Source organism: Enterococcus sp. C63, assembly GCF_040887215.1.
Classification (GTDB): Bacteria; Bacillota; Bacilli; order Lactobacillales; family Enterococcaceae; genus Enterococcus_B; species Enterococcus_B hirae.
The window spans coordinates 14,385-28,561 of sequence record NZ_JBFOFI010000011.1 but is presented as its reverse complement, the minus strand read 5'-3'; the positions used below and the strand labels follow the sequence as shown (position 1 = coordinate 28,561).

Below are 14,177 nucleotides of genomic sequence, written 5' to 3'. Positions count from 1 at the left end.
ATTGTTGAATTGGTTAAAAATTATAGGGAGGAAAGTATAGATGAAATTTACTCGATTGAAAAACGTACGGAAAAAAATGACTACTTTTATGCTCTTGTTGAGTTTAACAGGAGCTATTAGTCAACCGTTCAGTGTACTAGCTGAAACAGAAATATCAAGTCAAGCGGAAAGTAGTCAGATGGAAAAAAGCAATTCGTCAAACGAAAATAAAAATATACCTAATTTTTCTGTTCAAGAAGACCAACAGAAGGAAGATAAATCTGTAGGCAAAGGTATAGAAGAAAAAACAAAACAATCCATTACTATGGAAACTGAGGATTCTAGATCTGATCATGCGAATGCAAGTAAAGAAGAAACAACATCTGATTCACCAACAGAACAATCAGATCAAGCGAATAACCAATCATTAATGCCTGTTCCTGCGAAAAACGAATATCAATTAAATCAAGAAGTGAAAAACATATTTGCAGATAATGGTTATGAATTGTTAGAAGACGGTTCAATTCGTAGTACGACAGGTACTTCGTATCGTTCTAATTTATTTGAAGTATTACAAAAAGTAGAATTAATTAAAGCACAAAACCAAGCACAAGCAAGAGCAGTATTGGGAAGTGCTTTTTTTGTTATGCCTAGAGGAACAGGAGTTGTTTATGTTGACTCTAATTATGGTGATTCTGCTTTTCATTGGTCACAATCGAATGGAAATGTAGAAACTGGTTATTATGCTAAAAAAGATGGCAATGGCAATATGCTTTGGTGTGTGGAACCAGGAGCGCCTCTAAGCTGGGGTGCTAATCCTGGTTATACTACTTCTGCGGTAACCAAAGCTGAATATATCAAAGCCTCATTAGCTGTATATTGGGGTTGGGAAAAGCAAAAATCTATTGTGAATGCTTTCTATACAGAAAAATTAGTACAAGAAATTACTACAGGTGTAACGACTTCTGGTATTACGGATGTAAGTGGTCAGGGAAGAGTGAGCCAATCTGGGTATGAGGCATTCAAAAGAGCCACTTTAGCTAAAGTTGATACTTTCTATAAAAAGCCGTCATTCGATGGAAAAACGTATACAGTTAAATTAGGAGAGACATTAAGTTTAACTGACTCTAATAATGTTTTAAGTTACTATAAGTTAATGGTTAATAATGCAAATGTAACTACTTCCATCAATGGAAATACATTAAAAATTACTCCAAAAAATAATAGTAATGAATCAGGGAACTTAAAATTTGTGTATGATATTGATGTTTCATATCAAGGTGCTACTATTTTATATAACGCTCCTTGGTTGCAAAATGTTATAAAAGCTAGAGCTGGTGATCCAGCTAAATCAACCGTAAATATTAAGGTTTTAAAAAACGGAAATGCCAAAATAAAGAAAGTAGATGCGGATACAGGTAAAGCTATTTCTGGTGCGAAATTCAAACTTTCTTATGGTGGGAAACAAGTAGAAGTGGTCACGAATGCAAATGGGGAAGCTGATCTGAAAGACGTTCCACATGGGACAAAAGTGACGATTCAGGAAATTCAAGCTTCTAATGGCTATGTAATTAATAAAACACCACAAACAGTCACAATCGAAGCAAATAGAACAATTACAACAACTTTTAAAAATAAAAAGCAAGTGGGTCGTTTAAATCTTGTTAAAGAAGATAAAGAGACAGGAAATCAACCACAAGGTTCAGCTAGATTAGATGGTGCAATTTATGGATTATTTGAAACAAATGGTCAGAAAGTAAAAGAAGTGACATTGAAAAAATCTGGAGAGAAAGTCACTGGTTCTTTTGAAAACATGCAAATTATGCATGACTATTATGTTCAAGAAGTTAAAGCGCCAGAAGGCTATAACCTTGATTCAACAAAATATCCAGTGAATATTGCTTATGCTGGTCAAGAGAAAGAAGTAGCTGTTCAATCAATGACAGTGAAAGACCAAGTAATTAAGGGCGGTATTGAAATTGTTAAGATTGGTGACAAACCACTTGTGAAAAAAGTATTGGATAAAATGACTGATAAGTCTGATAATGTGAAACCTAAACTAGAAGGGGCAGAATTTACAATCACTTCTAAAACGACAGGGAAACCAGTCAAAGTAATCACAACCGATAAAGACGGAAAAGCAGGTACAGGTAAAACATTGCCACATGATTCTTATATCATGAGAGAAACTAAAACGCCCGAAGGATATCTAACGATTGATCCAATTGAATTTACGATTTCTGAAGAAGATCAAAAATTCTTTTGGGTATTGGAAGACAAAATCATTGAAGCTCGGTTACACTTAGTCAAAGTGGACGCAGAAACAGGTAAAACTATTCCATTGAAAGATACTACGTTCAAAATTTGGGATCGATGGGCAAACGATGGAAAAGGAGATTATGTTTCAATGCGTGTTCCTAACTCATTAAAAGTTAGTGACGAGTTTAAAACGAATGATGAAGGGGAATTAGTCACAAGTGATAGTCTAGCGTTCGGGAATGATCGTTATGAAATTCGTGAATTGCGTGCGCCAGAGGGCTATTTACTTGCGACTGAACCAGTTGTTTTTTCTGTAACTGAAGCTGATGCAGGTGGTGTGATTACGATTAAGTTCGAGAACATGCCACAAAAAGGGCAAGTGAAAATTCATAAAACTGGAGAAAAAGGGATTTCTACTGTCGAAAAAGAAGGCGAATATGGTAAATATGTCGATATTCAATACGATCAAGTGGATTTAGCAGGTGTTAAATTCAAAGTTCGTGCGGCAGAAGACATTAAAACTCCAGATGGAACAATTCGATTAGCCAAAGGAGAATATATTCAAAAAGACGGAAAAGATCTTGAATTAGTGACAAATGATTTAGGAGATACTCTTTCTGATCCTAATTTGTATATTGGAAAATATGAAGCAATCGAAACTGAAGCACCAAGTGGTTACGTTATGCAAGAAAAACCAATTCCTTTTGAAATTAAATATAAAGGACAGCTGGTTGAATTATCTTCGACTGATGTAGAAGTTGAAAATCCATTACAAAAAATCAATGTATACGGCTATAAAAAACAAGAAGTCGTAACTGATTGGGAAGATGGAAAACCAACGATTGAGCTTGAAAATGCGAAAAATGGTCAAGTGTTCGGTTTATATGTTGGCGAAGAAGGACTACAAATTGGTTATGATATCTTACCAGAAGGTAATGCTCTTGCGTATGCAAAAGTAGAAGACGGCAAAATTTCATTTGAAGGATTGACCTTACCTAATATTCCAAGTAATTACTACTTACAAGAAGTGAATGCTGGGAAAGATCATGTATTAGATGAAACAAAATATACGTTCCAATATGTTCCATCAAGTAACGAGAAAGAACATAATATTCATGTATTTGCGGACGGATATGCCGAAAATAAAGAAATTCTAACGAAAATGTCTCGTAAAGAGATTGAAAACAAATTAGCATATACTGATGTTGAGCTAATCAAAACGGACAACCTAGGAAACAAACCGCTAGAAGGGGTCGAGTTCCAATTGATTCGTGTAGATGGTAAAAAAGAAACAGTGATCGACACGTATAAGACCGATAAAGACGGAAAAATCGCTGTGAAGAAGTTACCAACTGGAAGCTACAAATTCAAAGAAACAAAACCGTTGGATTGGTACTATCCAAATACAGACGATTTGAGCTTTGAAGTAACGCCAGAAACGAATGGACAATTGATTACGTTAAAAGCGGTCAATAAACGTAAGCCAATGAAAATTACTACACTTTTAGCAACCGTAGACGGTAAAAAAGAAGCTGACCCGACTGTCGATAATACATTGCGTGATAAAGTAGAAATCAAAGGTGCGGAAGTTGGTCATACGTACTATATCGAAACGCCATACGTTGATCCAGCAACGAAAAAGGTGATTACAACTGTTGAGTCTACGTATACGGCAAAATCAGAAAATGAAACAATCCATGTGGATATTCCAATCGCAAAAAATACGATGAAAGACGGTCAAAAAGGTGTTGCAACGCACTATATTTACTACGACAAAGAGAAAACAAAAGAAGTTGGTAAAGAAGACGATTTGAAAAATAAAGATCAAACTGTCACATTCAAAACGCCTAAATTCTTACCAAAAACGAATGAATCAAGCAACGTACTAATAAGTATGATCGGCTTGGTTCTTTTTGTTTGTGCTAGTGTTGTAGTTTTTGTTCGTCGTAAATCACACAAATAATTAATGAAATAGAGATAGTTGAAAGGACTATCTCTATTTTTATTCAAGGAGAGTGAGAAAAATGTTTTCTAAATTTCTGAACAATTATAATAAGAAGAAACAAGTTAGAAATCGATTCAAAAATATCCATGAAAAATGTTACTTGGACATTAACAAAATGAAGAAGAATTCTGTAAATCATGTTGATCAATCAAAGAGAATGAAAAGAAGTGATTGTTTTATACAAGAAGACGCTTCAAACTTTCTTGTTATACCTGAATCGAGAAATCCTAAATGTGGAATAATGCGCTATTATTCTGAAAGTGATTGAATTCTTTTTTTGTTGAAAAAAACTTTATTTTTCCTGGTTTATAAGGATTTGAAATAAAAAAATGAATGTCTGCTAAAAAGAAAAATATATCTCTACAGAATTCATCTAAAAAAACTTCAGGATGTGCTAAAAAAAATGCTTCAGATAATAAATAGCAAGGCACTTTATCTATATTTTTTTCTTTAGCAAAGTGAACTCTATTGTTTCCATCTATTACAGAAGGTCCAAAACTAAAAGATTTTGGATAGAAAATCAATATAGGCATATCTAGGAATTTTGAAGATTTATGTGTTGGCTGATATAAAATTTTAGAAGTAGGTTCTAAGTTGTGTTTAGATAAATGTTCTGAGGTCAGTTTAAATAAGTTAATATTAGCTATTTGAGGAGATATTTGGTCTTTGTAAATAATTTTTTCAATTAAATCAATATTTACACAAGTCCAAGCTAAGAAAGTTGAATAAAAAGTTAATCTTATAGGAAAATGTTCTATTGTTAAATCTAATGTACAAAAATGTTTTTCTGCTTCTTTTTCGCTTTTAATTAATCTTTTTTTCCAAACGTTCAAAAATTCATCTTGAATAGAATTATTGCTGAATATTGTGAATTGGTTGATAAATTCAAAGTATCTATCCCAGTCAATATAAAAAGTGTCATAATCTTGTTTTGCGTAGTTTATTGGCATAAGTATCAACTTCTTTCTATATTTTTTCACTTTTTATATATAACAAGATAAATAATGTTTCTCAAATATTCAATAATTTTTTAAGAGATAGTAAAAAAATATATGAAGGTTCTTTATTGTTGAAATATTTTGGTTAAAATGAAGGATAACTACCATGAATTTTCTTTAAGTATATCCGTTGTTTTAAATTGTTTGTTTATTGCAGAAAAAGAAGGGTATGTTCCCCGACTACCAGATTCTTGGTGGATTCAAATCCGACAAAAGATTCCTGCAGAAACTATATCGAAAGAAGGAAAGGAAGAAGATTTGTAGATGAAGAAAACAAGTAAACTATTGTCTGCTTTGTTGTTATTAGGACAAGTTGTTGGTTATACACCAGCTGTTTTAGCAGACGAAGAACAATCAACTGTATCGACAGAACAATCAACGGTAGTGAATACTGACAATTCTACAACAGCTAGTACAGATACAACTAAGGAAGAAGATACAACGGATTCTTCCATTGAACAACCCGAGCAAAAACCAAGTGAATCAACCGATCAATCTACTGATTCGACGACAGATAGTTCACAGACAACAGAGTCCAAACCAGAAACAACTACTCCTGGTACGCCAGACTCCAGTCAACCAGAAAATCATACGCAAGATACGACTAAGCCTTCAGAAACGAAGCCTGTGGAACAGCCAACTACCAAACCAAGTGAATCAGTGAATCAAGAAGTGACACAACCAACAAAACCTGCGGAAGTCACTCCTTCACAATCAGTTGTGGCACAGCCTTCAACCGTTGGACAAAATACACAACCAAAAGCAGAAACAAAGGCACAAATTCAACAAACTGTGCAAGAAGAATCAAAAGCTTACCATCAAGCACCAACTGCGCCCATTCAAGAATTAGTTCCTTCTAGCAAACAGGATAATGAAGGAAACATTCATTTTGAAAAAGACGAGTCTGTCGAAAGTTTTATTCGTAAAATTGGCGAATCTGCTCGTAAAATTGGACAAGAAAATGATTTGTATGCTTCCGTCATGATTGCCCAGGCGATTTTAGAATCAGCTAGTGGTCAAAGTCAATTAGCCCAAGCACCGAATTACAATTTATTTGGAATCAAGGGCACACATAACGGAAAAGGCGTCTCTTTTGCGACACAAGAAGATTTAGGGGACGGAACACTCTACACTACCCAAGCTACTTTCAGACAGTATGAGAACTATGAGGATAGCTTAAATGACTATGCTCAACTATTAAAAGAGGGCTTAACAGGAAATAGCCATTTCTACGATGGGGTTTGGAAGACCAATGCAAAAACCTATCAAGAAGCAACGAAGTTTCTAACAGGTCGTTATGCAACAGACACTAGCTACGATAAAAAATTGAATGGATTGATCGAAACCTATGACTTAACCAAGTATGATAAAGAAGTAGCGGGTCCACAACTAAGCAAAGAAGGTTATATCGTACCAGTAAAAAACTACACGATTTCTAGTTCATTTGGAACACGTGGTGGAGAATTTCATCGAGGAATCGATTTAGCAGCACCACAAGGCGAGCCAATCTATGCCAGCAAAGCAGGAACAGTCGTTAAAGCAGAGTTTCACCCTTCATGGGGGAATGTGGTAGCTATTGAGCATGAAGACGGTACAACAGCTTTATATGCCCACCAACAAGAATATCAAGTCAAAGTTGGTGATAAAGTGGAACAAAATCAAATTATTGGCTATGTCGGTTCAACTGGAAACAGTACAGGTAGCCATTTGCATTTTGAATTATGTTTAGATCACAGTTTAAATCAATCACAATTGGTTGATCCAGAAACAGTCTTATTCTAAGGAATAGGGCTGTTTTTTTAGGAGGAATAACATGCGATTATATATTGTTCAAAAATTTTTTGATAATGAATATCTTGAAGATCATATTATCTTTTATGACGAAGACATGATGATTCAGTATTTAAGAGAGGTTAATCAATCTAGTTTCTTTATTTATAGAGGAATCGATGTTGATCCGTTTTTTAAAGATATAGAACCCCCTTTTTTTGATCCTCATAAAAGTATTTCAGAACTTTTTGATGAATTTAGAAAAAATATTAAGCCAGAATATCAATTTTTGGCACAAGAATTGTTTTATAGATCCTGCCCTTTTACTGTTAAAAGTAATTAGAAACAAAGGAGAGATATATTGATAGTAGAAGAAAAATTACGAATTTGTGTAGTTGATGAGGGAAAAATCAGTCGGAAAATTCCAGAAGACTTTGGGCGTCTATTTTTACAACATTACATGAAATCCAATGGTTGGACAGTATCGGGAGCTGCTTTTGCTAGTAGAAATAATATTCTTGTTTGGAAAAAAGAAAAGGAAAATAAATCACTTCAGGATTTGTTGCCAATTCATATAATAGATTCTAAAATCTATGAACTTCTTGAAAATAAAGCGAATTGGCTAGATATCAAAGTTTCACTCGTAGTGAAAACTATTGTTCAATGAACTTGAGTTTATAGGAGGATTATTGATTGTGGATAATAAACAACTGAATATTAACAAAGACAATACAAATGAAGTAATAAATAAACTATTGCCAGTATCAGAGTCAACAAAACAACAGATTTATATTGGATATCAACGTTTATTGCTTAATGCGATTATTCAATATATTTTTTATGTTTATCCCAGCGAGAAACATACTATTTTGCAATGTTCGTATATTTTGAGTCAAGAAAACTTAAATCAAGTATTTTTGCATTTGGCTAGCTCTCATCCAGCAAGAGTAAGTTATGAAAAGTTTTTAGAACAAATTTCATTTGCAAAAGAAGGTGAAAATATCAACAGTATTGAAAATAATAAACTATTTCAACAAACTAAAATTGGTTTAGAAACAATTGTAAGAGGATTTGATCTAGAGACAGTTTTATTCTGATGAATAAGGCTGTTTTTGTTTGATATAAATAAAAGAAGGGAGAATTTATATGTTATTTTGTGCAGGTCTATTTGTGGGTGCTATGTTTGGAATAGGAATCATGGCACTATTAGTTGCAGGAAAGCAAGAAGATCAACAATTTAAAAGAGGATAAAAAACAGATTTATCTAATTTTTAGGAGGAAGTTTTATTTTGGAAAACCAAAAATCAAATTTATATCCTGTGAAGGATTTATTATTAGAAGAGAAAGATTATAATTTTTATGCCTATAGTAGAGACGTTATCAAATCTCGTGTTTCAAGAAAATTGAGAAAGAAAAAGAATGGCATAATTGAAACTGAATATTGTTATTGCTTACCTGACAATGCTATTAAGAATCAACCAATTTATCAAAAACAGTTACCAAATGCTCGATATATTAAGAATTTGTGTATTTTAGATGATCGAAGAAATGTCATTCAAGAAGTACCTATTTTGAGAGTGATTCAATCTCGAAGTGGGGCATTAAATTTTGGAATTGATCGACAAGCTTTTACGGAAAATTTGATGAAACAAACTATAAAAGAATAAATAGGTATTATTTGATTTTTAGAATTTTAGTTAGGAGGATGTTTCATTTGGAGAAACCAGATGAATTCAAATTGTTAATAGAAGAATTGCGAGAAATAGTTAGTGAAGTACAACAATTGCCAGATTTTATTAGGAATTTGGAAAATCAACGAATAATCGGCAACAAATATAATGATTTAATGGTAGATAAGGAAACAAATTATTTTGAGCTAATTGCGCATTTGTTGGCATTTTTTGTTCCAGAGTTAGATCCTTCAGGCGAATCTCCAAATCAGACAAAAGAAGAACGAATCAAAGAAATGGATATAATTTGTTCTAAATTGAATCAGTATTTCATACGAAATGTCCTATTTCGCCTTCAGACGACATTGGATTCAAAGGAATTTTTACAATATATGACAGTGTGTGAGAATTTCTGTCTTCAAAGTGAAAAATTAATAGGTAAGAAGAGTTAAATGAAAAGAGGTGATCATGTTGTTATTAGAACATGTATTGAAACAAGTCATTCAAGAGACCTATCCAGATAAGAAAATCTATCAGGACTTTACAATTAGGATCGTTCCTAAAGAACTAAAATCAAAACATGGACAATACATTCAAAATGATCGAAAAATCGAAATATATAATTTGAGTCGGGCACCTGGCGCAAACTTTTTAACTGCTTTGCATGAAGTGGCTCATCATATAGAAGCTATGGATCTCGGCGAAACAGCACATAAAGAAACGTTCTATGCTCGTTTCTATCCTTTAGTCTGTACAGCGTTAAATAAAGGATATCTCAATCAAGAAGATCTTTTAATGGATAGTCAGGACTCTTCTGATTATAAGAAACTCTGTCAGTATTATGGCAATTCTTTTGCAAAGGAGTTTACAGAGTCAAAAGAAAAAGATACGGTGGTTGTTTTGGGTGCTTATCATGCACGTGCCTTATTAAAAAGACGTGATTTTTCTTACTTATCTAGTCAACATATGTGGGTAAGAAAATTTGAAAACGAAGCACAAGCCATGAGAGAACGACAAATTTTGGAAAGTTTTCACCAAGATTTTGAGTTGAAAGTCGTTTCCTTCTTAGAGCCAATTTTCGTTCAAACGTATTATATTGCTGTTCCTGGTGCTTATCAATATCGTGAAATTTTACGAAAAGAAGGTTTTATCTGGAATGGGTATGGCTACAAAAATGCGTGGATAAAGAAAATTCCGAGTATAGAATACCATAAAGTACGTGATTTTCTAAAAGAACAACGATTGTCAGGAAAACGAGTACCCGAATTACAAAAATAATTGAATCAAGTGTTTTTCAGATAGAAGATTTTGTATCTTCTATTTTTTTTATAAAAAAATAAAGGAGAAATGAATATGGCATTATCTGTAGAACAACGAAAAACAAAAGAGGTCGCAATGGCAGTTTTAGAAGCCAACGGCCAAGACTATGATACGGCATTAGATCAGTTCCACCAGAAAATTATTTCCGAAAATCAAGAACTGATTTTAAAAAGCTTGAAAAAACAAGCAAATAACAATCAATTTCAGAAAGGAAAATACAATGGAAAATAATCAAATGAATCTTTTAGGGCAAAGGAAAACATATGGAATTTCTTCATGGATGAAATTTAGTTTAAGTGCATTAGTGGTTATATTGCTCTTTCAACTATTATTTCCGATTGAAGCATTTGCTGATATACAAAGTTCAGTAAACCATGCTGGTGATTCAATCACAAAATTAGTACGAAATATCACTGCTGCAATTGGAACAGCAATTATTGCAGGTGGATTTTTAGCTAACATGATGCCAATTATGGAAGTTAGTCAAAAAGCAAAGATGATTATTATTCGTGCTGGAGTTTCTATTCTAGGTATTTCATTTGCGGCACAATTAGTGGATTGGATTATGTCCATTAAATAGTTTGAAAATGAAAGTTGGTGAGAATGTTGATTGAAGTTAAGATTGAAGAATCTAATGCCGTACGAATTAGAAAAGAACGCTATTCGTATGTGGAATTTGAACAACTTTCAGAAGAATTACGTCCAGAAAATTCGGTGACTTATCTCTTGGTACAAGATAAAAAAGTCTTGTATCAAGGAAAATATCAATGTGTTTCAGGTTTATCATTTCATGAATCCATTCATTATAGTATTGAACAAATGATTCAAGCAGGTACATTAAAACAGCGTAAAGGACAGAAATTGTTGGAGTTGTTAGATCAAGAATTAGCTTTTCCTGGTGGAACACAACCTTCGTCTACTTCAGTTTCTTTCACACCGTCTTCTGAAAAGAAGAACAAAAAGTACTTTTCTCTCAACCTTGATTCTTTGCAATCTTTTTTTAAGATTCATTGGAAAAAAATAGGTATAGGAGGAAGTATTTTTTTTCTTCTTTTTATTGGTATTTTGTGGAGTTCAACTCAAAAAATCAAGACGAATCCAATCGATTCTTATCAAACATTGGTTGATAAGAAAGAATATATTGTAGCGTTGAAAGAATACCCACAAAAAGAAGAAGTGTTAGTAAAGCAACTTTATCAGGAAAAAAATAAAAAAGAGTTATCTAAGCTATCAAAAGAAGGAAAATCAACTCTTGCTTTCTTTTATTTACTCTTTTTAGAACACCAGTGGAAAAAAATCACAGAAATGACTGATTTGCCTGTGAATGAAGAAACACAAGGTATGCTTGGTTTTGCCTATTTAAAGCAAGGAAAAATCGAAGAAGCAGAATTGATCAATCAAGAAATCAAAAGTGACATTTTGAAGGAACAGATCGATTTAGTAAAAAGAGAGGAAGCTTATCAAGCCATTCATGACAAAGATCTCAAAAAAGCAGAAAAAATCAATCAAGAGATTCATGACGAAACCTTGGCGGAGGATATTTCTGTGGCTAAAAGTATTGTGAATCTACTTGAAAAATATCAAAAAGACAAAGAGAATACGACACTTTCTGAATCTGAACGTAAGGAAGCAGAAGAAAACTATAAACTTTGGGAAGAAAAATTACAACAATTAGGAGGAGTTTCAAATGACGAATCAAACAACGAACAATAAAGGGAATGGGTTTCAATCGATTCCGAAAAAATGGTGGTTAATTGGATTATGTTCTTTTTCTATTTTTGGAGGTCTAGTAACCTATGGTTATCAAGCTGTGAATCAACCAGAAAAATCTGTTACAAAATCAGAAACGGTTTCTTCTAGTTCAAAGGAACCTCCAGTAAAAATATGGGAAGATCAAATTAAAAAAGAGAGTAAGAAAGAAAAGTCATCTGAAAAGAAGGAAAAAAATACGGTAGATAAGATTTTAGGGATTCTTACAGGAGAAAATAACGAAGATGATTTAAGTATTTTTGGATTTAAAGTGTCAGATAATGACAAGAAAGATCGAACAAATCTCATTGGGGAATTAGCTAAAGCATTAGATGTACAAGAAAGCAAGGAACAAAAACGAGAAACTAAACCAAATAGTGAAAATAAGAAAGAACCTTTATTCTTACTGACAGATAAACAACAATCGTCCAAAGAAGAAATGATTGATTTATCGAAACCTATTTTGCCAGATAAAAAACCAGAAGTCGTTTTACCTGAGAAACCTGAAAATCCAGGAATAGACGAAGAAAAACCAGTCATTCCAGATATACCTGTTTTACCAGATGATCCCAATGTACCCGTCATACCAGATATTCCTGATATTCCAGTAGATCCTACTCCCGAGCCAACACCTGATCCAGAACCAGTGCCGCCAGTTACACCAGAAGAACCAGATCACACATTAGATCAACTCATTACTACGAATAAGCTTGCTTTAACCACTGTTAAAAATAAAGCAGAACAATTGAATCAATCATTGAATCAAGTAAAGAAAGAGTTAGAAAACTTAACTATGATTGAAGAAAAAACTGCACAAACTGCAGAACAAGCAACGAATGAATGGCAAACAGTTTCTGATCTAGTCAATGAATACAATCGTCTATCACAAGAAATCAAAAAATTGATTGAAGTCGATGGACAAGTATTGCCAATCAATTATGAGTTATATCGTGAAACGTATGAACAATTGACTCAAAAAGTAACTGAAATCAAAGAAGCACAGAACAAAGCCAATCAAACGACCACACAAATGAGTGAATCAGTTCAACAAGCACAAGAAACAGCCAATCGTTTGCCAGAAATGAATCAACAATATCAAGAGTTACAGACACAAGTTTCGACAACTAAGGATGAGATCCAAGCGACAGTATCTAATGCGCAGTCGAATGAACAAGTGAGCCATGCAGTACAGAATGAAATCACCCAAGCGACACAAGCTTCAGAAGCATTAACTACAACAAATCAAGTGGTAGGCAGTCAAATAGAAGAGAGCCAACAAACCGATTATCAACCTGTTTTGGAACAAGCAAGCCAAACTGTCGAAACAGTAACGAATGAAGCGAATCAACAAAATAGCGCTGTAGATTCCGTTTTAAATGATTTTCAATCATTGCCTACTGTAGAAGAGGTAGAAACTCCTTCTACGCCTGAAACAGCTCCAGAAACGCCAGAAATGACTGATTCATCGTTGAATGAACAAAATCAATCGGAATCCTTCCTGAATACAGATCCAAGTGATCAATCTACCAATTTGTCAGAAGGATCTTCTTCAGATAGCGGTACTCAAATAGGAAATGGAGGAATCGTATAATGAGTAAAAATGATTATTATTCGTTAGTTATTCGTCGATACATGCAAGAATTTCTGGTTCTTGCATGTATTTGGTTTTCTTTACCAGTGATTTTTTCTGGTTATGATCATTTGAAATCTTATAAAATTTTTTTTAGAGGATTAGGATCTGGTGACTTAGGCAGTTTGTTTCTGCTTGTTGGAATCTATTACGGGATCTTTTTGATAGTAAAAGTATTTTTTTATTATCTAAGAGGGAAATATCATTTATTTTCTTTTATTCGACGCCAATTTTTAAAATGGTGGGGGTTCTATTTACTGACAGGTACATTCGGTTATTTTGATGGTTTTATTGCAGGAGATCGTTCTATTTCTGCTTTTCGTTCCTTCTTGATTTTATTTGTTTTTACATTTTTAGAAATTCGTTTAAATCAAGTATACGATCAATCCATTATTACAAATTATGATTTACCTAAAAAGCAGAAATCATTGAACTATCTGACTTATATAGGTTTTGAAAAAGTAACAGAAGATTTGATTATGACCACTCATGAAAATATATCTGTTGAAAATATTTTTGATCATTATCGTGTCAAACGTACGCCTTTTACTTTGGTTGTTTCAAGAGGTTTGTCTAAATGGACTTTCTTTTATCGATGTGTGTGGAATTTACTATTTAGTTTGATGGTTGTTTGTTTGAGTATCAATGGAATGATTGAAGAGAAGAATGTTTTACGGTACACAGGGCTTATTATAATAAGTCTTTTGGTGGTTTTGTCTGAAATTCCAACTTTATATGAAATCGTTGAGAATTTGAAACAATGGTTTAGAGAATATCGCAAGGGAGGAAAAAACTAA

The 14,177-nt window shown here is 33.3% G+C and carries 16 protein-coding genes; 15 read left to right on the top strand and 1 reads right to left on the bottom strand.

The features are described from left to right. The first annotated feature begins 40 nt into the window (after positions 1-40). Positions 41-4,201 (top strand): SpaA isopeptide-forming pilin-related protein, encoded by a 4,161-nt coding sequence (locus tag AB3H90_RS13745; RefSeq protein WP_368016887.1) that lies wholly within the window; start codon positions 41-43, stop codon positions 4,199-4,201. Positions 4,202-4,470: 269 nt separating this feature from the next. On the opposite strand, the gene AB3H90_RS13740 is transcribed toward AB3H90_RS13745, so the two are convergent. Beyond that, complete coding sequence (locus AB3H90_RS13740) at positions 4,471-5,193, bottom strand: hypothetical protein (RefSeq protein WP_368016886.1); 723 nt, start codon at positions 5,191-5,193, stop codon at positions 4,471-4,473. A 129-nt stretch (positions 5,194-5,322) separates the two neighbouring features. Between AB3H90_RS13740 and AB3H90_RS13735 the strand changes: the two genes are divergently transcribed. The 14 genes from AB3H90_RS13735 (at position 5,323) to AB3H90_RS13670 (ending at position 14,177) form a co-directional block, all read left to right on the top strand. Further along, positions 5,323-5,505, top strand: coding sequence for a hypothetical protein (locus AB3H90_RS13735; protein WP_368016885.1), 183 nt, complete (start codon positions 5,323-5,325; stop codon positions 5,503-5,505). Next, complete coding sequence (locus AB3H90_RS13730; protein WP_368016884.1) at positions 5,506-7,023, top strand: peptidoglycan DD-metalloendopeptidase family protein; 1,518 nt, start codon at positions 5,506-5,508, stop codon at positions 7,021-7,023. A 31-nt stretch (positions 7,024-7,054) separates the two neighbouring features. After that, entirely contained in the window at positions 7,055-7,354 is a 300-nt protein-coding gene (locus tag AB3H90_RS13725) for a hypothetical protein (RefSeq protein ID WP_325822032.1), read from the top strand. Between the two features lie 18 nt (positions 7,355-7,372). Beyond that, positions 7,373-7,678: a hypothetical protein gene (locus AB3H90_RS13720; RefSeq protein WP_128479640.1), complete on the top strand. Its 306-nt coding sequence runs from the start codon at positions 7,373-7,375 to the stop codon at positions 7,676-7,678. Positions 7,679-7,706: 28 nt separating this feature from the next. After that, positions 7,707-8,108 carry a hypothetical protein gene (locus AB3H90_RS13715; RefSeq protein WP_226062796.1) on the top strand — a complete coding sequence of 134 codons (402 nt, stop codon included), beginning with the start codon at positions 7,707-7,709 and terminating at the stop codon, positions 8,106-8,108. 49 nt (positions 8,109-8,157) lie between these two features. Beyond that, positions 8,158-8,262 (top strand): DUF3789 domain-containing protein, encoded by a 105-nt coding sequence (locus AB3H90_RS13710; protein ID WP_226062797.1) that lies wholly within the window; start codon positions 8,158-8,160, stop codon positions 8,260-8,262. 38 nt (positions 8,263-8,300) lie between these two features. Then, positions 8,301-8,678 carry a hypothetical protein gene (locus tag AB3H90_RS13705; RefSeq protein ID WP_368016883.1) on the top strand — a complete coding sequence of 126 codons (378 nt, stop codon included), beginning with the start codon at positions 8,301-8,303 and terminating at the stop codon, positions 8,676-8,678. Positions 8,679-8,725: 47 nt separating this feature from the next. Next, positions 8,726-9,133 (top strand): hypothetical protein, encoded by a 408-nt coding sequence (locus tag AB3H90_RS13700; RefSeq protein WP_368016882.1) that lies wholly within the window; start codon positions 8,726-8,728, stop codon positions 9,131-9,133. A 19-nt stretch (positions 9,134-9,152) separates the two neighbouring features. Then, a complete protein-coding gene (locus AB3H90_RS13695) occupies positions 9,153-9,959 on the top strand; it encodes a hypothetical protein (protein WP_368016881.1) in 807 nt (268 codons plus the stop codon). Positions 9,960-10,034: 75 nt separating this feature from the next. Further along, positions 10,035-10,232, top strand: coding sequence for a hypothetical protein (locus AB3H90_RS13690; RefSeq protein ID WP_325810443.1), 198 nt, complete (start codon positions 10,035-10,037; stop codon positions 10,230-10,232). Beyond that, complete coding sequence (locus AB3H90_RS13685) at positions 10,222-10,581, top strand: hypothetical protein (RefSeq protein WP_368016880.1); 360 nt, start codon at positions 10,222-10,224, stop codon at positions 10,579-10,581. The genes AB3H90_RS13690 and AB3H90_RS13685 overlap by 11 nt, the downstream gene beginning before the upstream one ends. A 26-nt stretch (positions 10,582-10,607) precedes the next feature. Further along, the gene (locus AB3H90_RS13680; protein WP_368016879.1) at positions 10,608-11,714 is read left to right on the top strand and encodes a hypothetical protein; all 1,107 of its coding nucleotides are present in this window, start codon (positions 10,608-10,610) and stop codon (positions 11,712-11,714) included. Beyond that, a complete protein-coding gene (locus tag AB3H90_RS13675) occupies positions 11,689-13,341 on the top strand; it encodes a hypothetical protein (RefSeq protein WP_368016878.1) in 1,653 nt (550 codons plus the stop codon). Before AB3H90_RS13680 ends, AB3H90_RS13675 begins: the two co-directional genes overlap by 26 nt. Next, the gene (locus tag AB3H90_RS13670; RefSeq protein ID WP_368016877.1) at positions 13,341-14,177 is read left to right on the top strand and encodes a hypothetical protein; all 837 of its coding nucleotides are present in this window, start codon (positions 13,341-13,343) and stop codon (positions 14,175-14,177) included. Before AB3H90_RS13675 ends, AB3H90_RS13670 begins: the two co-directional genes overlap by 1 nt.

Coding starts and splice junctions, on each gene's coding strand:
- AB3H90_RS13675 (WP_368016878.1), top strand. CDS start 11,689: ATGACGAATCAAACAACGAACAATAAAGGGAATGGGTTTCAATCGATT.
- AB3H90_RS13730 (WP_368016884.1), top strand. CDS start 5,506: ATGAAGAAAACAAGTAAACTATTGTCTGCTTTGTTGTTATTAGGACAA.
- AB3H90_RS13670 (WP_368016877.1), top strand. CDS start 13,341: ATGAGTAAAAATGATTATTATTCGTTAGTTATTCGTCGATACATGCAA.
- AB3H90_RS13685 (WP_368016880.1), top strand. CDS start 10,222: ATGGAAAATAATCAAATGAATCTTTTAGGGCAAAGGAAAACATATGGA.
- AB3H90_RS13740 (WP_368016886.1), bottom strand. CDS start 5,193: ATGCCAATAAACTACGCAAAACAAGATTATGACACTTTTTATATTGAC.
- AB3H90_RS13725 (WP_325822032.1), top strand. CDS start 7,055: ATGCGATTATATATTGTTCAAAAATTTTTTGATAATGAATATCTTGAA.
- AB3H90_RS13690 (WP_325810443.1), top strand. CDS start 10,035: ATGGCATTATCTGTAGAACAACGAAAAACAAAAGAGGTCGCAATGGCA.
- AB3H90_RS13710 (WP_226062797.1), top strand. CDS start 8,158: ATGTTATTTTGTGCAGGTCTATTTGTGGGTGCTATGTTTGGAATAGGA.
- AB3H90_RS13745 (WP_368016887.1), top strand. CDS start 41: ATGAAATTTACTCGATTGAAAAACGTACGGAAAAAAATGACTACTTTT.